The sequence below is a fragment of the Pseudomonas sp. IT-P258 genome, from assembly GCF_949767825.1.
Classification (GTDB): domain Bacteria; phylum Pseudomonadota; class Gammaproteobacteria; order Pseudomonadales; family Pseudomonadaceae; genus Aquipseudomonas; species Aquipseudomonas monachiensis.
The window spans coordinates 414160-436469 of sequence record NZ_CATKPU010000021.1; the positions used below are offsets into that span (position 1 = coordinate 414160).

Consider the following 22310-nt stretch of genomic DNA (forward strand, 5'->3'; position numbering starts at 1 on the left):
TCCATCCTTTGCATCAGAAAACGGGTACGGGATGCTCCCGCAACGCCGTCAGCAAGGCCGCGGCACTGGCGCCGCGACAATCCACAACTGTTTTGGCCCCGGCGGCACGCGCCATCTCGGCAACCCTGGGGCTCGGTACAAACAACGGCAACCGCGCCAACTGCGGCCAGGCATCGCCGGCCAATTGGTGCAGGTGCTCAAAACCTTGTCCACTGCTGACCACCAACCCGTTCAGGCGTTCCGCCTGGATCCGTTGCGGCAGCAGTGTCGGCGGATAAATCGGCACCCCCCGGCGGTACAACTCCAGATACTCGACACTAGCACCAAGCTCACGCAAACGCTCAGCCAGCAACTCGCGCCCGCCCTCCCCGCGCAGGATCAGCACTCGCGCATCGGGTTGTGCGATAGCCTCGCGCAGACGGGAAAGTTCGAGCAAGGCTTCACTGTCATCGCCTTCTGCCGGGAAGCTCACGTCCAGCCCGTGATCCTCGAGGATCCGCGCAGTCGCCGCGCCGACGCTGAACCACTTCACACCGGGCGGTGTTGGCCAATACCGCTCGAGCAGTTCGACGCCGATCCGGGCTGCCGGCTTGCTGACCACGATGGCGGCGCAGAACTGATCCAGCGCCTGAATCACCTGGCGCATTGTGTCAGTGGTCGCAATGGGCATGATGTCCAAAAGCGGCAGGCTGTTACTGAATATCCCCTGCTCGGCCAAAAGGCTGCTCAGCGCCGCCGCTTCTTCGGCGGGACGCGTCAGCAGCAAGCGCCAGCCGATCACTCGTGACCAGCCTCGCCATAGACCGCCTTGAGGATGGCGCCGGCACCCTGGCTGAGCAGGTCTTCGGCGACTCGCACACCCAGCGCCTCGGCATCGTCGCGAGGAGCCCGGGCCTGTGCGCTGAGCAGCAGGCCACCGGCCGGATCGCCCACCAGCCCGCGCAACCAGACTTGCTCGCCCTCCAGCACGGCGTAGCAGGCGATCGGCACCTGGCAGCCACCATTGAGGTGCTTGTTGAGGGCTCGTTCAGCGGTCACGCGAGTGGCGGTATCCTGGTGATGCAGGGGTGTCAACAACGCATGGATTTCACTGTCGCCGCTGCGGCATTCGATACCCACCGCGCCCTGGCCACCGGCCGGAAGGCTGTCGTCGACGCTGATGGCCGAGCTGATGCGATCTTCGAATCCCAGGCGGATCAGGCCGGCGGCGGCGAGGATGATGGCGTCGTATTCGCCGGCATCGAGCTTGGCCAGGCGAGTGTTGACGTTGCCGCGCAGGAAACGGATTTCCAGGTCCGGGCGGCGGGTCAGCAATTGAGCCTGGCGACGCAAGCTGGAGGTGCCGACGATGCTGCCTTGGGGCAACTCATCCAGACGGGTGTAGGTGTTGGAAACGAAGGCATCGCGCGGGTCTTCCCGCTCGCAGATGCAGAACAGGCCGAGGCCTTCGGGGAAGTCCATCGGCACGTCCTTCATCGAGTGCACGGCGATGTCGGCTTCATTTTCCAGCAGCGCGGTTTCGAGCTCCTTGACGAACAGGCCTTTGCCGCCGATTTTCGACAGCGGTGAGTCAAGCAGCTTGTCACCACGGCTGACCATGGGGACGAGGGTCACCAGCAGGCCCGGATGAGCCGCTTCAAGACGGGCTTTGACGTATTCGGCCTGCCAAAGGGCGAGAGCGCTTTTGCGGGTGGCGATGCGGATCTGGCGAGAGGACATGGATCAATCCGTACTGAATAGATACGGCGGATAATAACAGCTCAGCCAAATCCACTTTGACTTGTATCAGATACTACTCGGCCTCCCTGGCCCCGGATGTCCGGCAATCGGGTGTAAAATTGGCCTGCGAACAGCTGTTTAAAGCTGTTGCATCATTTTGCGTACCCCAGCCACATGACGACGGCTGACGATCAGCGCATCACCGTTGAGGCCTTTCAGGAATAGCTGAAAATGTCCCAAGGGTGTGCGTTGCAATCGCTCGATACGCTCACGGGCGACCAGTGCATTGCGATGGATACGCACGAAACGGTCACCGAATTCATCTTCGAGGGCCTTGAGCGGCTCATCGAGCAGCACTTCGCCGCTTTCGTGGCGCAAGGTCACGTATTTGTGGTCGGCAATGAAATACACCACCTGATCCAGCGGAATCAGCTCGATCCCCTTACGGGTTCGGGCGCTGATATGGCTGCGCGGGCCGTTGCCGCTTTCGGCGGCAGGGCGGGTCAGGGCGGCGAGCTGGGCACGATTGGGGCGCTCGGCTCTCTTTAATGCGTCATGTAATTGTTCAGTTCTCACAGGTTTCACCAGATAGCCTACGGCGCTGGCCTGTAAGGCTTCCACGGCAAATTCATCGGGCCCGGCGCAGAACACCACGGCGGGCGGAGTTTCGCGTTCGCATAACCGAGCAGCCACTTGCAGGCCATCCAGGCCGGGCATGCGGATATCGAGCAGCACGATATCCGGCTTGTGGCTGTCGATCAGTGCCAACGCCTCTTCGCCATTCGTGGCACTAGGCTCCAGGACACTGTATCCCTCGAGTTCGCCAACCATGCGGCTCAGGCGCTCTCGGGCCAAGGGTTCGTCATCAACGATCAGGACATTCATATTGCGCTGGATTCCTGCGTGAGTCTCGCACAAGGATAGCGTAGACAGGTGAAGTGACATCCGTCACCGCGATCCACGCTAAGACTAGCGCGAGCGCCAAAAAGTGCCGTTGGTCCGGCGGCTAAATTTTCATCTGCCGGGCGATTGGCGGCCCAGGCCCGCGTTGGCGATGCATCGCCACAGGGTTTGCTGATACGCAATATGAACACCCCACTCTTCTTATAGCCAGCGGCTGCACCGAGAAGTGCGCTGATCCTACTGTCCAACTGTAGACGGTTGCCGGGACGATATTGCTCAATTGGAAAATATCGTTCTGCAAAAATACGCGGATATTGCCCGGGCCCGGGCTCTCGCCCCCCAAAAAAACGTATCGACCAGTGTCAGCGACAGGATTGGCAACCCTGTTATTATCCGCGCCAGCGTTCCACGCCTTCTTACTTCAAGCCGATACGAGCGAATTCATGAGCACTGACAAGACCAATCAGTCCTGGGGCGGCCGCTTCAGTGAACCCGTCGACGCCTTCGTCGCCCGCTTCACCGCCTCCGTCACCTTCGACCAGCGCCTGTATCGCCACGACATCATGGGCTCGATCGCCCACGCCACCATGCTGGCCAAGGTCGGCGTGCTGACCGATGCCGAGCGCGACAGCATCATCGATGGCCTGAACACCATCCAGGGTGAAATCGAGGCCGGTCAGTTCGACTGGCGCATCGACCTCGAAGACGTTCACATGAACATCGAGGCACGCCTGACCGACCGCATCGGCGTGACCGGTAAAAAGTTGCACACCGGCCGCAGCCGTAACGATCAGGTCGCCACCGACATCCGTCTGTGGCTGCGTGACGAGATCGACCTGATCCTGGCCGAAATCACCCGCCTGCAAAAAGGCCTGCTGGAGCAGGCCGAGCGCGAAGCCGCCAGCATCATGCCGGGGTTCACCCACCTGCAGACCGCACAGCCGGTGACGTTCGGGCATCACATGCTGGCCTGGTTCGAAATGCTCAGCCGCGACTATGAACGCCTGGTCGACTGCCGCAAACGCACCAACCGCATGCCATTGGGCAGCGCGGCGCTGGCCGGCACCACCTATCCGATCGATCGTGAATACACCGCCCAACTCCTGGGTTTCGACGCGGTTGGCGGCAATTCGCTGGACAACGTCTCCGATCGTGATTTCGCCATCGAATTCTGCTCGGCGGCCAGTATCGCGATGATGCACCTGTCGCGCTTCTCCGAAGAGCTGGTGCTGTGGACCAGCGCGCAGTTCCAGTTTATCGATTTGCCCGACCGTTTCTGCACCGGCAGCTCGATCATGCCGCAAAAGAAAAACCCGGACGTGCCGGAGCTCGTGCGTGGCAAGACCGGTCGCGTGTTCGGCGCACTGATGGGCCTGCTGACCCTGATGAAAGGCCAGCCCCTGGCCTACAACAAGGACAACCAGGAAGACAAGGAACCGCTGTTCGACGCCGCCGACACCCTGCGCGACTCGCTGCGGGCCTTTGCCGACATGGTGCCGGCGATCAAGCCAAAGCACGCGATGATGCGCGAAGCAGCCCTGCGCGGTTTCTCCACCGCCACCGACCTGGCCGACTACCTGGTGCGTCGCGGCCTGCCATTCCGTGATTGCCACGAAATCGTTGGCCATGCCGTGAAGTACGGCGTGGACAGCGGCAAGGACCTGGCGGAAATGAGCCTGGAAGAACTGCGCAAGTTCAGCGACCAGATCGATCAGGACGTGTTCGCCGTGCTGACCCTGGAAGGCTCGGTCAATGCCCGTAACCACATCGGCGGCACCGCGCCGGCGCAGGTGAAGGCTGCCGTGGCTCGTGGTCAGGCGCTGCTCGCCAGCCGCTAAATCGCCAAAAACTTCGCGAGCAGGCTCGCCCCCATACTGGATAGTGTTCGCACATCCAATCCTGTGGGAGCGAGCCGGCTCCGGGCGGCGTTCCGACGATGCCTGACTTCAAAACCCCACAGAACTACTTCTTGGCAGCGATCATCGCCATGAACGCTGGCATCGCCGCCTCCCGGTCCGCCGCAATTCGCTGAACGTTGGGGTTCTGTCCCAGACGTTCCAGCAACGCCCTGGCCGCCGGCATTTCTGCCAGCAGATCAATCCCGAACACCTTCTGCCCGACCGCACTGGCCAATGACACGCTGTACTGGAAGTACAGATCGGCAATGCTCAAGCTTTCTCCAGCCACATAAGGGGCGAATTTGCCGTGCCTGGCAAGGGAGGCAAACCCCAGTAGCAACTCAGCCTTGCTCTTTTCCTTGATCGCCTCCGACACCGTCATGCCAAAAAATGCTTCCGGGAAGCAGGCACGCGCCGGCAGTTCGATGTACAGCTCGATTTCCTTGGCTAACGCCAGCACCTGCGCGCGCTCGAACGGCTCATTCGGCAGCAGTGGCTTGCCCTTTTGAGCTTGTTCGATGTACTCGAGAATCACGCTGGTTTCGTTGATGTAGCCCTGCTCGACACCCAGCACCGGGACCTTGCCCCGCGGGCTGATCGCCAATGACTCCGGGGTCTGGGTCGGGACGAACATGACCTCCTCGAATGGCAGGCCTTTTTCCAGCAACGCCAGTTTGACCATGTTGTAGTAGTTGCTGACACAAAATCCATAAAGTTTAAACATCACATAGCCTCCAGGCCGTGCGGGGTGGGCAGTGCCTGTTTATAGAACGCTGCCGGGATTCTTGCCAGCAGCATCACGCCGCTGAATGCGGGTAAACTGGCCGCCTTTCCCTTAGGAGCCAGCCATGAGCGAGCCAACCGATATCGACAACGACGAAGAAGAGTTCGCCGAAAGCACCCTGATCCAGGCCATCGAAAACCAGATCGAAAGCGACAACCCGCCGGCTGCCAAGGCGACGTTCAACAAGCTGACACTGGTGGGTTACGAACGCGAAGAAATTCTCAACCTGATGGCTCACGTTTTGGCGGTAGAAATCGACGCGATCCTCGAAGAAGACCGCGCGTTCAACACCGAATGGTACGAAGCTGCCCTGCGCGCCTTGCCTGAGTTGCCGCCGGAAAAGCAGTAAGCATCGAAATCGATTCTTGTGGCGAGGGAGCTTGCTTCCGCTGGGTCGCGAAGCGGCCCCAAAAGCTTTGCGACTGCTTCGCAGCCGAGCGGGACGGTGCGGCGATCCGACAAGCTCCCTCGCCACAGGAAAGCAAGCTACACACATTTTGTTGCCAATCCCGCCTGCCGTCTCCCTACACCTGACTACACTGGAAACACCCCGCTGCCCCACCATCCGCCGGGGGAAGGCTACCCGAGGCAAAAAACCCTGTCGCGAGCACTGGACATGCCGCGCAAGTGGGATCACCTTAGGCACGCTGTCGTCCAATTCCTAGAAAGTCTGGAGTCCTTATGTCGCTTACCCCTGAGTTGGTTGCCGAACTGGAAGTCCTCGCACTCTTCAACCTGGACAGTTCCCAGGAAGGTCTGAAAATTCATCAGACCGCTGCCCCGAAACACATTGCCGCCGCCAAACGCCTCTTTGAAAAAGAACTGACCGACCAACCTGACGGCGGTTACCTGACCAGCCTGGGTCGTGACGCCGCGCAAAATGTGCAATCCGTGCTGACCATTCTTAACGCCGAAGTAACAGCCTGAATTCTGCCGCATCGCCCACGGAGACCCCGACCCAGGGATTTCCGCGGGCACATTCCCCTGATGCCTGCCCCCAATCGTTAGAAATCTGACGCCAGAAAAACAAAATCAGCTTAAAAGTCCTCGCCCCAAGGCGCTAAACTGCCCCTCATCCGAAGAGCCCCACGTCCGAGCCCTGCGAGCCGGTTTGAGCTGACATGACGCGCACCCACGAAATCCGCCCTGATCTGGACGAGGGAATCGATCGCAAGGTTCTCAGCCAGCTGCGCGCACGCTTTCTGAAACTCAACGAAGGACGCATGGCTCGCGCCATGGAAGGGTTGTCGACCCGCCAGCAAGGGGTCCTGACCTTGCTGCCGCTGTTTTTCCACGTTAACCATCCGCTCTTGCCCGGTTATGTTTCGGGCGGTACGCCGGCCGGGCTGTCGAATTTCGAACCGGATGCCAATGTCCTCGCTGAAGCCCAGCGCCTGACCCGCTCGTTTTCCTATAAGCCGCGCCACGGCAGCAACCCGCCAAGACCTATTCATGGTCTGTTCCTGATGGGCAGCCTCGGTACCCTGGCGCAGGCTGACCAGAGCGACATGGATGTGTGGGTCTGCCATGGGCCGGACCTGAGCGAAAACGAACTCGTCGAGCTGCGCAAGAAATGCCAGTTGCTGGAAGCCTGGGCCGCCAGCCAGGGCGCCGAAGCGCATTTTTTCTTGATCGATCCGAGCCGTTTCGTCCGCGGTGAGCGTGATACCCAACTGAGCTCGGAGGATTGCGGCACTACCCAGCACTACCTGTTGCTGGACGAGTTTTACCGCACCGCGATCTGGCTCGCCGGGCGCACACCGATCTGGTGGCTGGTGCCGGTCTACGAAGAGTCGAGCTACGACCGCTACACCCATGCCTTGATCTCCAAACGCTTCATCCGTGCCGATGAAACCCTCGACCTCGGCAACCTGGCCTACATCCCTCCCGGCGAATTTATCGGTGCCGGGCTCTGGCAGCTGTTCAAGGGCATCGAGTCGCCCTACAAGTCGGTTCTCAAGCTGCTGCTGACTGAGGTTTATGCCAGTGAACACCCCAGGGTCCATTGCCTGAGCCTGCGCTTCAAGCAGGCGGTGTTCGCCAACCGGCTCGACCTCGACGAGCTGGATCCATACGTCGTGGTGTACCGGCGCATCGAGGAATACCTGATTGCCCGCAACGAACCGGAACGCCTGGAACTGGTGCGTCGCGCGTTGTACCTGAAGGTCAATCGCAAACTCACCGGCAACAGCCGCACCCAGAGCTGGCAGCGCTCTTTGCTCGAGCGCCTGGCCCATGAATGGCACTGGGACCAGCGCCAACTGACCCTGCTCGACAGCCGCAGCCAGTGGAAAGTCCGCCAGGTCGGCTCCGAGCGGCGGGCACTGGTCAACGAGCTGAACTACAGCTACCGCTTCCTCACCCAGTTTGCCCGTCACGAACAAACGGTCAGCCGTATCAACAAACGCGACCTGAGCGTCCTCGGCCGTCGCCTGTATGCCGCTTTCGAGCGCAAGGCCGGCAAAGTCGAATTCATCAACCCTGGCATCGCCCCGGATCTGGCTGAAGACACCCTGACGCTAGTGCACGCACCGAACAAGAAAGAACCGGGGCAAAGCCAGTGGGGCTTGTACAACGGCAGCCTGACGGCACTGGAGTGGGAACATTTCGCGCCGATCAAACGCAGCCGTCACCTGCTCGAACTGCTGACCTGGTGCCACCGCAATGGCGTGATCGACAGCAGCACCCGCCTGGCCTTGCACCCCGGCACCAGCGACTTGAGTGAATTCGAACTGTTCAATCTGCTTGGCAGCCTGCAACAGACCATCGCCCTGCCCTTGCCCACCGTCGCCGAGGAACCTCTGTTGCGCGCAAGCGTACCGAGTGAAGTGCTGATCCTGGTGAATGTCGGCATCGATCCGCTCAAGCACCATCGCGACCTGAACATCCTCATGACCACCGAACGCACCGACTCCCTGAGCTACGCCGGTGTCCGGGAAAATCTGGTGCTGACCCTGGACCAAGTCACGCTCAACAGCTGGAATGAAGTGCTGGTTGGTCGCTACGACGGCCCCCACGCCCTGCTCGACTGCATCCGCGACTACCTCAACAACCTGCCAACCGGATCACAACAGCCGAAGCTGAGGGTGCGCTGCTTCTGCCATAACCGCGCGCAGTTCATTGCCCAACGGGTCGAGGAAATCCTCGATACCGCGCAGAACCTGCTGCTGAGCCGGCTCAATCATCGCTACCTGATCCAGGTCCAGCAGCACTACCACGTGCTGGAGTTGGTGCCAGGCCAGGTCCAGCACATAGCACTGGCCACTCTGCCGGCACTGATCGATTACCTGGGCAAGGAAATGGCTAGCTACAGTCCGTTGCACCTCGATCCGAAGGCACTGGAAGACCACGACCTCGCGCTGTTCCTGCCAACGGGCCAGCCGGACTGCATTCAAGTGTTCTACCGGGTCAATGAAGATCAGGCTGATCTGTACGTGCTCGATGAGTTCAACGCCCTGTGGCAGCAACGCCTGCCCTGGCACGATGAGCAAAGCCTGCTGGTGCCGCTGCAGCGTTTCCTGCAATCGATCCAGTACCGTCGCGATGCCCTGTTGCCGATGGACGCGGCCCACCCCTTGAACCTCGACACCCTGTATTGCCAGCTGCTGCCGTCAGGCCCTGGCCGGGCGCGCCGCATCGAAGCCCGGCCGGCACCGCAGACGCCGGTGAACAAGCCGTTCTACGACGTGCAGGCGATCGTCGGCAAAGCCGCACCGAGTCAGGTGCAGGTGACGTTGTATTGCAATCAACGGGAGTTTTCCGAGCTGGAACATGGCGACCAGTTGTTCCGCGTGGTCGCCCGGGAAATCGTCGGGCAGCGCCGGGAAACCGAACGCTACCGCTGCTACATCACCGATCTCGACCTGTCAGGCCTGCTGGGCGAAGGGCAGAGTTCCACCCATCTGTACCTGCGCTACAAGGCAGACCTGGAGCACGCGTTGAACGAGGCGCTCGATCAGGCCTGAGGGGTCTCACTCCGGGAACGCGCCGCCATTGGCCGGCTGCGATTCGACTTCCAGCAACGTCAGCTTCAGGGTCTTGCCGCCCGGAGCCGGCCAATCGATGTGCTGGCCAACCTTCAGGCCCAGCAACGCGCTGCCCACGGGCGCCAGGATCGAGACCTTGCCTTCGTCGGCATTTGCATCCTTGGGGTACACCAGGGTCAGGTGGTAGTCCTTGCCACTGCCTTCTTCGCGGCAATGCACTCGGGAATTCATGGTCACGACATCCGCCGGCACTTCATCGTGGCCGACCAGGGTATCGGCGCGATCCAGTTCGGTTTGCAGCGCAATAACGCCCGGCAGCGTGTCGTCCAGGCTGTCGATCAGACGCTCCAGACGCTGTACGTCCAGACGGGTAAGGGTGATGGAAGGTGCGGTCATGATCTGGGCAGACTCCTTTCTTCTGCACGAAAAAAGCAAAACCCCGCCAGAAAAAGGCGGGGTTTTCATCAGCCTCGATGGGTTGAGGCGTTTCTGGACACTATCACAGCTCAAAAAATATACAAGCCGCCACACGGCGGCGTAGGAGCTGCCGCAGGCTGCGATCTCTTGATCTTGTTCTTCGGCAATCTTCAGCGCTGCCAAAAGATCGCAGCCTTCGGCAGCTCCTACAGAGCGCCAGCCTTGCGATTCGAGGCCTGCACGCAAATCACCCGCCGACGTTCGTCATCGGCCGAACGCCATTCGCGGATGTCTTCGACGTGACGGAAGCAGCCCAGGCAGACTTTCTGCTCGTCCAGCCGGCACACACCGCTGCAGGGCGATGGCACCGCCGGACTGACGTTACTGTAGAGCGGCTTGGGAGCACGAACAGGCGCAGGCTGGGTCACGATCTCACAGGCCTTCGAAATCGAGCTCGACACCGGCCTGCTGCTGGACGATACGCTCAAGCATTTCACCCAACTGCTCTTCGCTCTTGTCGCACATCCAGCGCTCGCTTTCTTCGTCGTAGTCGAAGTGAAAACCACCGGAAACCGCCGCCAGCCACAGCTGACGCAGCGGCTCCTGGCGACTGAAGATCAACTGGCTGCCGTTCTCGAACTTGACGGTCAGCACACCGGCCGAGCTTTCGAGGTCGATATCCAGGTCGCTCTCGTCAAAGATGTCCTCCAGGGTTTGCTGGGTGGCATCGACAAGGTCATGGAAACGCGCTTCGGACAAACTCATTACGGCAACCTCAAAAAGTGTCTGATCAGGCTCAAGCGCCGCAAGATACGACCGAGCCCCGTCGATTGCAAAGGATAACGACCAGTTGCCCTACCCGTGGGTTCGATGTGCTTGCGGCCAAGCCCCGCCGGACGGGCGGTCCGTTGCATAGGCAAGCTGCCGGGTGGCCGGTATACTCCGGCGCAATTAATGCATTTTCAAGGATTTCGCCATGAAGCGCCTGATCTCTTCCCTTGCTGCGCTCCTCGCGGTTGCCTGCCTTGTGTCGGCCTGCGGTCAAAAAGGCCCGCTGTACCTGCCCGATGAAGACCAGGACCCTGTCGAGCAAGCCAAGTCGTCGCAGCAGCAGCCTGCCTCCAAAGCACACAAGCACGACGTCTACCAATAATAAGGGAACCTCATGGACGCTTTTAACTACCGTGACGGTGAACTGTTCGCGGAAGGTGTTGCCCTGTCTGCCATCGCCGAACGCTTTGGTACACCGACCTACGTTTACTCGCGCGCGCACATCGAAGCCCAATACCTGGCTTACGCCGATGCACTGGCCGGCATGCCGCACCTGGTGTGCTTTGCTGTAAAGGCCAACTCCAACCTGGGCGTACTGAATGTCCTGGCGCGCCTGGGCGCCGGTTTCGACATCGTCTCCCGTGGCGAACTGGAACGTGTACTGGCCGCTGGCGGCAGCGCCGACAAGATCGTGTTCTCCGGTGTCGGCAAGACCCGTGACGACATGCGTCGCGCCCTGGAAGTCGGCGTGCACTGCTTCAACGTCGAATCCACCGACGAGCTGGAACGCCTGCAAGTGGTCGCCGCCGAACTGGGCGTTCGCGCGCCGGTTTCGCTGCGCGTGAACCCGGACGTCGATGCCGGTACCCACCCGTACATCTCCACCGGACTCAAAGAGAACAAGTTCGGCATCGCCATCGCCGACGCCGAAGATGTGTACGTGCGTGCCGCGCAGCTGCCGAACCTGGAAGTGGTCGGCGTCGATTGCCACATCGGCTCGCAACTGACCACCCTGCCACCGTTCATCGACGCTCTCGACCGCCTGCTGGGCCTGGTCGACCGCCTTGGCGATTGCGGCATCTACCTGCGCCACATCGATCTCGGTGGTGGCCTGGGCGTGCGATACAAGGACGAGGAGCCGCCACTGGCTGCCGACTACATCAAGGCCGTGCGCGAGCGCCTCGACGGCCGTGACCTGGCGCTGGTGTTCGAGCCGGGCCGCTTCATCGTCGCCAACGCCGGTGTATTGCTGACCCAGGTCGAATACCTCAAGCACACCGAGCACAAAGACTTCGCCATCGTCGACGCGGCCATGAACGACCTGATCCGCCCGGCGCTGTACCAGGCCTGGATGGACGTCACTGCCGTGCGCCCGCGCACCTCCGCTGCCCGCGCCTACGACATCGTCGGCCCGATCTGCGAGACCGGCGACTTCCTGGCCAAGGACCGTCAGCTGGCGCTGGAAGAAGGTGACCTGCTGGCCGTGCATTCGGCCGGTGCCTACGGGTTTGTCATGAGCTCCAACTACAACACCCGCGGCCGTACCGCAGAAGTGTTGGTGGACGGTGATCAGGCATTTGAAGTGCGTCGCCGTGAAACGGTAGCCGAGTTGTTTGCTGGCGAAAGCCTGCTGCCGGAGTAAAACCATGCTGCTGCGTTTTACCAAGATGCACGGCCTGGGCAATGATTTCATGGTCCTCGACCTGGTCAGCCAGCACGCGCACATCCTGCCCAAGCATGCCAAGCAATGGGGCGACCGGCACACCGGCATCGGTTTCGACCAATTGCTGATCGTCGAGGCGCCGAGCAACCCGGACGTGGATTTCCGCTATCGGATCTTCAACTCCGACGGTTCCGAAGTGGAACAATGCGGCAACGGTGCGCGCTGTTTCGCCCGCTTCGTGCTCGACAAGCGCCTGACCGCAAAGCGGCTGATTCGCGTCGAGACCAAAAGCGGCGTCATCGAGCTCGACGTGCGTAACGATGGCCAGATCAGCGTCAACATGGGCGCCCCGCGCCTGGTGCCGGCGGATATTCCGTTCCAGGCACCGGAGCAGGCCACGAGTTATCAGGTCGACGTCGACGGCACCCCGGTCGATCTGGCTGCCGTGTCCATGGGCAACCCCCATGCCGTGCTGCGGGTCAGCGATATCAACAACGCGCCGGTGCATGAACTGGGGCCGAAAATCGAACATCACCCGCGCTTCCCGGCACGGGTCAATGTCGGTTTTCTCCAGGTCATCGACCGGAGCCGCGCGCAGTTGCGAGTCTGGGAGCGTGGAGCCGGGGAAACCCAGGCTTGCGGAACCGGCGCCTGCGCCGCCGCAGTGGCCGCGATCAGCCAGGGGTGGATGGATTCGCCGCTATTGATCGACCTGCCTGGCGGGCGCTTGTCCATAGAGTGGGCAGGCCCTGGCCAACCGGTGATGATGACCGGCCCGGCAGTGCGCGTATATGAAGGACAAGTGCGTCTTTGAGTGAGCGAAACCTATGACCGACAAGCCTCAGGTACCCGCGCGACAAGCTGACGAATCACCGGCCGAAAGCCTGGAGGCGGCGGCTATTGCCGCGTACCTGGAGGCTCATCCGGACTTCTTCGTCGAGCACGAAGAGCTGCTCCCGTCCCTGCGTATTCCCCATCGTCGCGGTGATACCGTGTCGCTGGTGGAGCGTCAGATGACCATCCTGCGCGACCGCAACATTGAACTGCGTCATCGCCTGTCGCATTTGATGGACGTGGCCCGGGACAACGACCGATTGTTCGAAAAGACCCGTCGCCTGATCCTGGCGCTGATGGACGCCGCCAGCCTGGAAGATGTGGTGATGTGCGTCGAAGACAGCCTGCGCCAGGAATTCCAGGTGCCCTTCGTCAGCCTCATCCTGCTCGGCGACAACGCCATGCCGGTGGGCCGCTGGGTCACTCACGCGGAAGCCCAGGTGGCCATCGGCGGTTTGCTCTCGGAAGACAAAAGTGTCAGTGGCAGCCTGCGCGAGCATGAGCTGGACTTCCTGTTCGGCGAAGAACAGCGCAAGCAGATCGGCTCCACCGCGGTCGTTGCCATCAGCCATCAAGGCATCCACGGCATCCTGGCCATCGCCAGCCGTGATCCGCAACACTACAAAAGCTCGGTGGGCACTTTGTTCCTGAGCTACATCGCTGAAGTCATGGGTCGCGTGCTGCCACGGGTCAACAACTCCCTGCGCTCGGTACGCTGAACATGGAACGACAACTGGACGCTTACTGCGAACACCTGCGCAGTGAGCGGCAGGTGTCGCCACACACGCTGTCGGCCTACCGCCGCGACCTCGATAAAGTGCTGGGCTGGTGCATCAAACAGAACATCGGCAGCTGGACGGCGCTGGACATCCAGCGCCTGCGCAGCCTGGTTGCCCGCCTGCATGCCCAAGGCCACTCGTCCCGTAGCCTGGCGCGATTGCTGTCAGCCGTTCGCGGGCTCTATCACTACCTGAACCGTGAAGGCCTGTGCGACCACGATCCAGCCAATGGCCTCGCGCCGCCCAAAGGCGAACGCCGCCTGCCGAAAACCCTCGATACCGACCGCGCCCTGCAACTGCTGGAAGGTGGTGTGGAGGACGACTTTCTCGCACGCCGGGACCAGGCGATTCTGGAACTGTTCTACTCCTCGGGGCTGCGCCTGTCGGAGCTGACCGGACTCAATCTCGATCAGCTCGACCTGGCCGACGGCATGGTCCAGGTGCTCGGCAAGGGCAGCAAGACCCGACTGTTGCCGGTGGGTAAAAAGGCTCGCGAAGCACTGGAACAATGGTTGCCGCTGCGGGCGATGGCCAACCCGGCAGACGATGCGGTGTTTGTCAGCCAGCAAGGCCGCCGCCTCGGCCCCCGGGCGATCCAGGTGCGGGTCAAGGCTGCCGGCGAGCGCGAACTGGGGCAGAACCTGCACCCGCACATGTTGCGGCACTCCTTCGCCAGCCATTTGCTGGAATCCTCCCAGGACCTGCGCGCAGTACAGGAACTGCTCGGCCACTCGGACATCAAGACTACGCAGATCTACACCCACCTGGACTTCCAGCACCTGGCCACGGTCTACGACAACGCCCACCCAAGGGCCAAACGCATTAAGGGCGACGATTCATGAGCATTCAGTTGATCACCTTCGACCTCGACGACACCTTGTGGGACACCGCCCCCGTCATCGTCAGCGCCGAAGCCGTTTTGCGTGAATGGCTGACCGAGTACGCACCCAACCTTGGGGCGGTGCCGGTGGAGCATCTGTGGACCATTCGTGAGCGCGTGTTGAGCAACGAGCCTGGCCTCAAGCACCGCATCAGCGCATTGCGTCGGCGGGTGCTGTTCCATGCACTCGAAGAGTCTGGCTACACCCATGCAGAAGCCTCGGATCTGGCGGACAAGAGCTTTGAAGTGTTCCTGCATGCCCGGCATCAGATCGAAGTGTTTCCAGAGGTCGAACCGACCCTGGAAATTCTCGCCAACCATTACGCTCTCGGCGTGATCACCAATGGCAACGCCGATGTGCGTCGGCTGGGCCTGGCGGATTACTTCAAGTTTGCGTTGTGCGCCGAAGACATCGGCATCGCCAAACCCGATGCGCGATTGTTTCAGGAGGCCTTGCAGCGCGGTGGCGCGACTGCTGAAACGGCGGTGCACATTGGCGATCATCCGGGCGATGACATTGCCGGTGCGCAGCAGGCGGGAATGCGGGCAATCTGGTTCAACCCGGCGGGCAAGGTCTGGGAAGCCGAACGGTTGCCGGATGCGGAGATTCGCAGCCTGACCGATTTGCCGGCGCTGTTGGCGCGGTGGAACAAGGCCTCAGCCTGACACAGAACCAATGTGGGATCGCCGCACCGCCGCTCCCACAGGGATCACCACAGGTTTCATTTTTTTGTTTCAGGCATGAAAAAGCCCGCAGCGACGGCGGGCTTTTTCAGCAAGCGGGTAGCAGGCTCAGATAGGCCGGCTGCCGTACTTGTTGTCCGGTTTCTTGGGCGGATCGGCGACCACATTGGCCTCCACTTCCTGCACCTTGCCACCCTTGGCCAAAAACTCCTCCATGGCCCGCGCGAGAGCATCGCGTTCCTTGTTCTTGGCTTCGACGCTTGGCAATTCATCGACCGATACCGCTGCCTTGGCCTTGCCTTTGGCAGCCGGAACCGGCGCATCACCGCCGTCGTCTTCAGCGACGTCTTCCGCCGCTGCTTCCAGACCTTCTTCGGTTTCGTCGTCGCCTACTTCGAGGTCGTCGTTTTCCAGATCATCGTCGCTCATGTTCTACCTCATGACTTGCGAAAAGCAGATTAGTTATAGCCCAGCTTTGCCCTCTGTCGAAGGCAGCAGGAAAAAATTCAACAGCCGCTGCTGACCAGCGGCTATGCCTCTTCACCGTGTACGGTGGCGAGGACTTTACGGGCACCGCCATGATCACGGTGCTCGCCCAGATAAACGCCTTGCCAGGTCCCCAACGCCAGCTGGCCTGCCGAAATCGGCAAACTGAGCTGACAGCCAAGCACGCTGGCCTTGAAGTGCGCCGGGAGGTCGTCCAGGCCTTCGTCGTTATGCTCATAGCCGTCTGTTCCTTGTGGGATCAGACGATTGAAAAATCGTTCGAAGTCGCGACGTACCGCCGGATCGGCGTTCTCGTTGATGGTCAACGACGCCGAGGTATGCTGCAGCAACAAATGCAACAGACCGACCCGACACGCCTTGAGTTCAGGCAGGCCGGCGAGTAACTCATCCGTTACCAGATGAAAGCCCCGGGGCCTCGCCCGCAAGGTAATCAGAGTCTGTTGCCACATACAGTTCTCCGCACGTTCGGGGCGCATTCTAGCGCGCTCTGGGAAAAAACAAAGGCCCTAATATTCCTTCAATCCTGTAAGCCTTTGGCTGCACAAAAACACCCGATGTAAACATCGTAAAACCTGTAGGAAAAAACCTTTCAGCCCAGCCTTCAACGACAAATTCCAGACAAAAAAATGCCCGGCAAGCCGGGCAGTTTTTTTAGCGCTTGCTTACAAGTTGTAGCCGCGTTCGTTGTGAAGCGCCAGATCGATGCCGACCGCCTCTTCTTCTTCGTTGATACGCAAGCCCATGACCGCATCCAGCACCTTGAGGATGATGTATGTAGCGATCGCGGTGTAGATCACCGTGAAGCCCACGCCTTTGCACTGAATCCACACTTGCGCGGCGATGTCGGTCACGGTGCCGAAGCCGCCCAGGGACGGAGCAGCGAACACACCGGTCAGGATTGCGCCGAGGATACCGCCGATACCGTGCACACCGAAGGCGTCCAGGGAGTCGTCATAGCCGAGCTTGCGCTTGAGGGTGGTGGCGCAGAAGAAGCACACCACGCCAGCCGCCAGACCGATTACCAGCGCGCCCATCGGGCCGACAGTGCCGGCAGCCGGGGTGATTGCCACCAGACCGGCAACCACGCCCGAAGCGATGCCCAGTGCGCTAGGCTTGCCGTGGGTGAGCCACTCGGCAAACATCCAGCCCAGTGCGGCAGCGGCGGTAGCAATCTGAGTTACCAGCATCGCCATGCCGGCGGTGCCATTGGCCGCAGCGGCGGAACCGGCGTTGAAACCGAACCAGCCAACCCACAGCATGGCCGCGCCCATCAGGGTGTAACCGAGGTTGTGCGGAGCCATCGGCGTGGTCGGGAAGCCCTTGCGCTTGCCCAGCACCAGGCAGGCAACCAGACCAGCCACACCGGCGTTGATGTGCACCACTGTGCCACCGGCGAAATCGAGCACGCCCCAGTCCCACATCAGGCCGCCGTTGCCGGACCAGACCATGTGCGCGATCGGCGCATACACCAGGGTGAACCAGATGCCCATGAACACCAGCATCGCGGAGAACTTCATCCGCTCGGCGAACGCACCGACGATCAGCGCCGGGGTGATGATCGCGAAGGTCATCTGGAAGGTGACGAATACCGCCTCAGGGAACAGCGCCGCAGGGCCGGTCAGACTGGCTGGCGTGATGCCGGCGAGGAATGCCTTGCCCATGCCGCCGAAGAACGAGTTGAAGTTGACGACGCCCTGCTCCATGCCCGTGGTGTCGAACGCGATGCTGTAGCCATAAATGACCCACAGGACGCTGATCAGACCGGTAATGGCGAAGCACTGCATCATCACGGAAAGAATGTTTTTCGACCGAACCATGCCGCCGTAGAACAGCGCGAGGCCGGGAATGGTCATGAACAGCACCAAGGCCGTCGAGGTCATCATCCAGGCGGTGTCGCCGGAGTTGAGGACTGGGGCCGCCACTTCGTCTGCCGCCAGAGCAAGGCTGGGCATTACGATGGACAACAGGGCTCCTAGCCCTGCGAATTTACGCAGAGTCATATTGTTTTCTCCTGGGGCGTTGGGTTTGTGGCGGCTTAGATTGCGTCGGTATCGGTTTCGCCGGTACGGATGCGAATCGCCTGTTCCAGATTGACCACGAAGATCTTGCCGTCACCGATCTTGCCGGTGTTGGCAGCCTTGGTGATGGCCTCGATTACCCGGTCCAGATCCTTGTCGTCGATGGCGACGTCGATCTTCACCTTGGGCAGGAAATCGACCACGTATTCCGCGCCGCGATACAGCTCGGTGTGACCCTTCTGCCGACCAAAGCCTTTGACTTCAGTGACGGTAATGCCCTGCACGCCGATCTCGGACAGCGACTCGCGTACGTCGTCCAGCTTGAACGGCTTGATGATGGCAGTGACTAGCTTCATGAAAACTCTCTCCCGAATTGGTGGACTTGCCCCAGGAAAACAAACCCGACTCAAGTCTAAGCGCAGTGCCTGGCTTTGTAACGCATCGTCGGCCCTGACCTGCCCGTCCGACGCTCCTCACGAAACACTCCCCCGCTTCGCTTGGCGCACTGCGTTCGTCACAGTGACTGCATCAGTGCATGGGTCACCAGCATCTAAGCAGAAACCTTGCCATCTCCACAAAACTCATAGTTTTCAATCTTTTGCCGGCAGATGTCCGCCATATCGCAACAACACTCGCCGGGTTACGCACAACAACGGTGCGGCACCGTCCGTCCCAATGCGCGAAAAGTGTGCATCCCTTGCCCGCGCAAATGACTATAGACACTGCGTGATACACTGCCCGTCATTGTTTCCAGGACATTGCCCATGCTCGCGCCAAAAGACTTCCTCGACGCCCTCACCGGCACCGCCTCCCGCCTCTTCAGCGGCGATACGCCTCTGCCGAAAGCCGAAATCGAAAGCCAGTTCAAAATGTTGCTGCAAAGCGGCTTCAGCAAACTGGATCTGGTGAGTCGGGAAGAATTCGATAGTCAGATGGTTGTATTGGCACGCACCCGGGCGCGACTGGAGAGCCTTGAGGCGAAGGTGGCGGAGCTGGAAGCGAAGCTGAATCCGCCGACCGAATAAATTCTGATGTGAAATGCAGCCCCCTGTGGGAGCGAGCCTGCTGGCGATTGAAGGTCGGAACGACCTTGCGCTTCATCTGTAGGACCTGCCCCAGGCTCGATCTCAAGCCCGCATCTGAGCCTGCTCGCGATAAAGTCAGAACGACCTTCAGATTTACCTGTAGGAATTGCCGAGCCTGCGATCTTTCCGCCCGCAGTAATCCCGGCAACACCCTACAACGTTCTCGTCCGCGGTCTGATTGCGCCTCAAATCCACCCTTTCTAATCTCACTTCTCAAAGCGCGAGCGCTGCACTCGCTCGGAAAAAAACTCAGTCCAGCTTGAATAATGGATTATGACGAGTGCGATACACCCAAAGGAATATTCATAACACCACAAGGAGCAATACCCTTGGAAACCTATAAGGCTCTGATTGCCACTTTCGCATTGACTGCACTTTATACAGGCCCAGTTGTCGCGGGACCACCTGTAACGGTCACATTCATGAACCTTGGAACACAGACTGCTACGTACACCCCCATAACTAACAACGAAGCTATAACAAAAGTAAACGCATCACCTACTCCACAAGCCTCCGTGATTGCAAATGGCTCGAATACGTACACCATACAAAGCCAGATATCACCTGATTACAACCATGCTAATTTTCGATATCAGATTGGCAACAAAAAATGTGTTTACTTAGCTACATTTGTGACTGCTCCTGGCTATGGCGCGAGTAAAATTCCAAAGTGGAATAATACAGCCACGCCTGGTGGCGGGGCCACCTGCACCATAAAAGTAACTAAAACAAATCCGTCCTCCTATGCCTGGTCAGTAAAAATCACCATGAAGTAAGCATTTAGCGGGCCTTAAGGAGCTTGTAAGACTTTGCTGAAACATCAACATTATCAAGTGATATATCATATTCTAGTCATCGAACAGGGAGTTTCAAAAAATGGTCAATTTACTAAACAATTCTGCAGCTAACAGCAACCATGCGCTGGCAGGAACAAAAAAATTGACAGCGACTCCCAACAAAAACCCAGGTATCAACCAAAGCACGCCCCAAGGTCCATTTGGCAACGCACGAGATAGCAGTACCGTTTCCACGCTAGCGAGCCAATTGAGCGAAGCCTCAGTACGTGCACAGGCCCGGGATGCACGCCTAACTAGAATGGAACTCAGCTCGATGGCTAAAAACACATTCAACGAATTGGAGGGCGCTAATTATACTGTCAATAAATCAAAATACGACTCTGAAGTTCCCGACTCGGACAACCCCACATTATTAGCGCGCGCCAAAAGTGCGACACAGTATACAAACGGAGTCGGCAAAAATCCGTTTTCGGGGATGCCCATGGATCAACTGGACTTAATAACTTACGATGACAGCGGCACCTTTACCGTCAATGAAAGACGGGCAGCATTGGAAGAATCAGCCAAACAAGAGTTTGCATGGCAGCAGAAAGTGGCGGCCGAAGCAGAATATGAATATAACAGTACCGGAAAACTCACCACACTCTTCCAAAATGTCCTTGAGCATTACAAGGGTCTGCCTCCAGTGGTGCAAGCACAGTATCCAAGCGACTACGAAACCAAACTTAAGGGCTGGATAGATTTAGACTTCAACTATTTTACGCATATCGCAGAAGGCAATAAGAATAAGGATACTGAAAACTTCGTCAGTAAAATCATTAAGGGTGACAGCAGCTTGTTTGCCAACAAAACCTCTCCCAAAGAATCTGTCGCAACATAATATTTTACACACGGAATAAATGACCGCAGCCGAACGCAGTGTTTGGCTGCTGTTAAAGATCGTGGCTTCGGCAACATTCTGCGAACGTTTCCCTACTCTCCGGCCAGACTCCACGACTACCCTTCAACAACCCGCAGGAAGCGGCCCCGTTTAACTCAAGGAACGACCATGTCTCTCTCCATCGTCCACAGCCGCGCCCAGGTCGGCGTGGAGGCGCCAGCCGTCACTGTTGAAGTCCATCTGGCCAATGGTTTGCCGTCGCTGACCATGGTCGGCCTGCCCGAGGCGGCGGTGAAGGAAAGCAAAGACCGGGTGCGCAGTGCGATCATCAATTCGGGGCTGCAGTTTCCTGCGCGTCGGATCACGCTGAATCTGGCGCCCGCTGATTTGCCCAAGGATGGCGGGCGATTCGATCTGGCGATTGCCCTGGGGATTCTCTCGGCCAGTGTGCAGGTGCCGACGCTGACGCTGGATGACGTGGAGTGCCTGGGGGAGTTGGCGCTTTCCGGTGCAGTGCGGCCGGTCCGTGGAGTGCTGCCGGCGGCATTGGCGGCGCGCAAGGCCGGGCGCTGGTTGATGGTGCCGCAGGCGAATGCCGAAGAGGCCTGCCTGGCGTCAGGGTTGAAGGTCATCGCAGTGGACCATCTGCTGCAGGCGGTGGCGCATTTCAATGGGCACACACCCATCGAGCCTTACGCCTCCAATGGTTTGCTCTACGCCAGCAAACCCTATCCCGACTTGAATGAAGTCCAGGGGCAAATGGCAGCCAAACGCGCACTGCTGATTGCAGCGGCGGGTGCGCACAACCTGCTATTCAGCGGGCCACCGGGTACAGGCAAGACGCTATTGGCGAGCCGATTGCCAGGGCTGCTGCCACCCCTGGCCGAGAGCGAAGCACTGGAAGTCGCAGCGATTCAATCCGTCGCCAGTTGTGTACCACTGAGCCACTGGCCACAGCGCCCCTTCCGACAGCCACACCACTCCGCCTCAGGACCGGCACTGGTGGGCGGTGGCTCAAAACCGCAACCGGGCGAAATCACCCTCGCTCACCATGGCGTGCTGTTCCTCGATGAACTCCCGGAATTTGATCGCAAGGTATTGGAGGTGTTGAGAGAGCCACTGGAATCCGGCCACATCGTGATTTCTCGCGCCAAGGACCGCGTACGCTTTCCGGCGCGCTTTCAACTGGTCGCCGCGATGAATCCCTGCCCCTGTGGATATCTTGGCGAACCGAGTGGCCGTTGTTCCTGTACGCCGGACATGGTTCAGCGCTATCGCAACAAACTGTCGGGGCCACTGCTGGATCGTATTGATCTGCACCTGACGGTTGCTCGCGAAGCCACGGCATTGAATCCTGCGTTAAAACCCGGCGACGACACTGCCACCGCCGCCGGGTTGGTTGCCGATGCACGCGAACGGCAACAAAAGCGCCAAGGCTGTGCCAATGCCTTTCTCGACTTGCCGGGCCTGCGCAGACACTGCAAGTTATCCACAACAGACGAAACCTGGCTGGAGACGGCGTGTGAACGACTGACCTTGTCACTGCGAGCGGCCCATCGACTGCTCAAAGTAGCGCGCACTCTTGCGGACCTTGAACAAGTCGATGAAATCAGACGCGAGCACTTGGCCGAAGCACTGCAATATCGGCCAACAAGCCAGTAGCTCAAATTTGTAAGCGTTTTTCCGGCCAATAAGCGGCTTTTCG

At 59.7% G+C, this 22310-nt stretch carries 25 protein-coding genes; 14 read left to right on the forward strand and 11 right to left on the reverse strand.

Annotated elements, in window-relative coordinates; all coding sequences use genetic code 11:
* Window positions 1-13: 13 nt before the first annotated feature.
* The 3 genes from ACM6G4_RS09165 to ACM6G4_RS09175 all read right to left on the reverse strand — a co-directional run bounded on the left by ACM6G4_RS09165 (window position 14) and on the right by ACM6G4_RS09175 (window position 2604).
* Window positions 14-781, reverse strand: a complete 768-nt coding sequence (locus ACM6G4_RS09165; protein WP_414913528.1) for a uroporphyrinogen-III synthase — start codon at window positions 779-781, stop codon at window positions 14-16.
* A complete protein-coding gene (gene hemC, locus ACM6G4_RS09170; protein WP_409078186.1) occupies window positions 778-1719 on the reverse strand; it encodes a hydroxymethylbilane synthase in 942 nt (313 codons plus the stop codon). Before hemC ends, ACM6G4_RS09165 begins: the two co-directional genes overlap by 4 nt.
* Before the next feature lie 138 nt (window positions 1720-1857).
* A complete protein-coding gene (locus ACM6G4_RS09175) occupies window positions 1858-2604 on the reverse strand; it encodes a LytR/AlgR family response regulator transcription factor (protein WP_008048635.1) in 747 nt (248 codons plus the stop codon).
* 461 nt (window positions 2605-3065) lie between these two features.
* Here ACM6G4_RS09175 and argH point away from each other — a divergent pair, with 461 nt between their 5' ends.
* The gene (gene argH, locus ACM6G4_RS09180; protein ID WP_008001478.1) at window positions 3066-4460 is read left to right on the forward strand and encodes an argininosuccinate lyase; all 1395 of its coding nucleotides are present in this window, start codon (window positions 3066-3068) and stop codon (window positions 4458-4460) included.
* A 124-nt stretch (window positions 4461-4584) separates the two neighbouring features.
* Here the strand turns inward: argH and ACM6G4_RS09185 are convergent, their stop codons facing one another.
* Window positions 4585-5244: a glutathione S-transferase gene (locus ACM6G4_RS09185; RefSeq protein WP_056726361.1), complete on the reverse strand. Its 660-nt coding sequence runs from the start codon at window positions 5242-5244 to the stop codon at window positions 4585-4587.
* A 124-nt stretch (window positions 5245-5368) separates the two neighbouring features.
* On the opposite strand from ACM6G4_RS09185, the gene ACM6G4_RS09190 reads away from it, so the two are divergent.
* The 3 genes from ACM6G4_RS09190 to ACM6G4_RS09200 all read left to right on the forward strand — a co-directional run bounded on the left by ACM6G4_RS09190 (window position 5369) and on the right by ACM6G4_RS09200 (window position 9269).
* Window positions 5369-5653: a hypothetical protein gene (locus tag ACM6G4_RS09190; protein WP_046039010.1), complete on the forward strand. Its 285-nt coding sequence runs from the start codon at window positions 5369-5371 to the stop codon at window positions 5651-5653.
* A 332-nt stretch (window positions 5654-5985) separates the two neighbouring features.
* Entirely contained in the window at window positions 5986-6231 is a 246-nt protein-coding gene (locus ACM6G4_RS09195; protein WP_007980796.1) for a TIGR02647 family protein, read from the forward strand.
* Between the two features lie 194 nt (window positions 6232-6425).
* Window positions 6426-9269 (forward strand): class I adenylate cyclase, encoded by a 2844-nt coding sequence (locus ACM6G4_RS09200; protein WP_414913529.1) that lies wholly within the window; start codon window positions 6426-6428, stop codon window positions 9267-9269.
* Window positions 9270-9275: 6 nt separating this feature from the next.
* Here the strand turns inward: ACM6G4_RS09200 and rnk are convergent, their stop codons facing one another.
* From rnk to cyaY, 3 genes are all read right to left on the reverse strand, one after another.
* Entirely contained in the window at window positions 9276-9686 is a 411-nt protein-coding gene (gene rnk, locus ACM6G4_RS09205) for a nucleoside diphosphate kinase regulator (RefSeq protein WP_008050852.1), read from the reverse strand.
* Window positions 9687-9913: 227 nt separating this feature from the next.
* Window positions 9914-10135, reverse strand: coding sequence for a DUF1289 domain-containing protein (locus ACM6G4_RS09210; protein ID WP_056726673.1), 222 nt, complete (start codon window positions 10133-10135; stop codon window positions 9914-9916).
* Between the two features lie 4 nt (window positions 10136-10139).
* Window positions 10140-10472 (reverse strand): iron donor protein CyaY, encoded by a 333-nt coding sequence (gene cyaY, locus ACM6G4_RS09215; protein WP_008050853.1) that lies wholly within the window; start codon window positions 10470-10472, stop codon window positions 10140-10142.
* Window positions 10473-10683: 211 nt separating this feature from the next.
* Between cyaY and lptM the strand changes: the two genes are divergently transcribed.
* From lptM to ACM6G4_RS09245, 6 genes are read left to right on the forward strand one after another with little or no spacing between them, the layout of a single operon-like run.
* A complete protein-coding gene (gene lptM / locus ACM6G4_RS09220) occupies window positions 10684-10860 on the forward strand; it encodes an LPS translocon maturation chaperone LptM (protein ID WP_007980804.1) in 177 nt (58 codons plus the stop codon).
* Window positions 10861-10872: 12 nt separating this feature from the next.
* Window positions 10873-12120 (forward strand): diaminopimelate decarboxylase, encoded by a 1248-nt coding sequence (gene lysA, locus ACM6G4_RS09225; protein ID WP_414913530.1) that lies wholly within the window; start codon window positions 10873-10875, stop codon window positions 12118-12120.
* A gap of 4 nt (window positions 12121-12124) precedes the next feature.
* Complete coding sequence (gene dapF, locus ACM6G4_RS09230; protein WP_056726357.1) at window positions 12125-12955, forward strand: diaminopimelate epimerase; 831 nt, start codon at window positions 12125-12127, stop codon at window positions 12953-12955.
* A 13-nt stretch (window positions 12956-12968) separates the two neighbouring features.
* Window positions 12969-13694, forward strand: coding sequence for a DUF484 family protein (locus ACM6G4_RS09235; protein WP_414913531.1), 726 nt, complete (start codon window positions 12969-12971; stop codon window positions 13692-13694).
* Window positions 13695-13696: 2 nt separating this feature from the next.
* The gene (xerC, locus tag ACM6G4_RS09240; RefSeq protein ID WP_414913532.1) at window positions 13697-14596 is read left to right on the forward strand and encodes a tyrosine recombinase XerC; all 900 of its coding nucleotides are present in this window, start codon (window positions 13697-13699) and stop codon (window positions 14594-14596) included.
* Window positions 14593-15300 (forward strand): HAD family hydrolase, encoded by a 708-nt coding sequence (locus tag ACM6G4_RS09245; protein WP_056726354.1) that lies wholly within the window; start codon window positions 14593-14595, stop codon window positions 15298-15300. Before xerC ends, ACM6G4_RS09245 begins: the two co-directional genes overlap by 4 nt.
* A gap of 126 nt (window positions 15301-15426) precedes the next feature.
* On the opposite strand, the gene sutA is transcribed toward ACM6G4_RS09245, so the two are convergent.
* From sutA to glnK, 4 genes are all read right to left on the reverse strand, one after another.
* Window positions 15427-15747, reverse strand: a complete 321-nt coding sequence (gene sutA, locus ACM6G4_RS09250) for a transcriptional regulator SutA (RefSeq protein WP_414913533.1) — start codon at window positions 15745-15747, stop codon at window positions 15427-15429.
* A gap of 101 nt (window positions 15748-15848) precedes the next feature.
* Window positions 15849-16274: a secondary thiamine-phosphate synthase enzyme YjbQ gene (locus tag ACM6G4_RS09255; RefSeq protein WP_056726352.1), complete on the reverse strand. Its 426-nt coding sequence runs from the start codon at window positions 16272-16274 to the stop codon at window positions 15849-15851.
* Window positions 16275-16487: 213 nt separating this feature from the next.
* Entirely contained in the window at window positions 16488-17825 is a 1338-nt protein-coding gene (locus ACM6G4_RS09260) for an ammonium transporter (RefSeq protein WP_056726351.1), read from the reverse strand.
* Between the two features lie 35 nt (window positions 17826-17860).
* The gene (gene glnK / locus ACM6G4_RS09265) at window positions 17861-18199 is read right to left on the reverse strand and encodes a P-II family nitrogen regulator (RefSeq protein ID WP_002555808.1); all 339 of its coding nucleotides are present in this window, start codon (window positions 18197-18199) and stop codon (window positions 17861-17863) included.
* Between the two features lie 408 nt (window positions 18200-18607).
* On the opposite strand from glnK, the gene ACM6G4_RS09270 reads away from it, so the two are divergent.
* From ACM6G4_RS09270 to ACM6G4_RS09285, 4 genes are all read left to right on the forward strand, one after another.
* Window positions 18608-18868, forward strand: coding sequence for an accessory factor UbiK family protein (locus ACM6G4_RS09270; RefSeq protein WP_046038993.1), 261 nt, complete (start codon window positions 18608-18610; stop codon window positions 18866-18868).
* Window positions 18869-19257: 389 nt separating this feature from the next.
* Window positions 19258-19704 carry a hypothetical protein gene (locus ACM6G4_RS09275; protein WP_414913534.1) on the forward strand — a complete coding sequence of 149 codons (447 nt, stop codon included), beginning with the start codon at window positions 19258-19260 and terminating at the stop codon, window positions 19702-19704.
* Window positions 19705-19804: 100 nt separating this feature from the next.
* Entirely contained in the window at window positions 19805-20605 is an 801-nt protein-coding gene (locus tag ACM6G4_RS09280; protein WP_414913535.1) for a hypothetical protein, read from the forward strand.
* Between the two features lie 168 nt (window positions 20606-20773).
* Window positions 20774-22267, forward strand: a complete 1494-nt coding sequence (locus ACM6G4_RS09285) for a YifB family Mg chelatase-like AAA ATPase (protein WP_056726347.1) — start codon at window positions 20774-20776, stop codon at window positions 22265-22267.
* The last annotated feature ends 43 nt before the right edge of the window (window positions 22268-22310 follow it).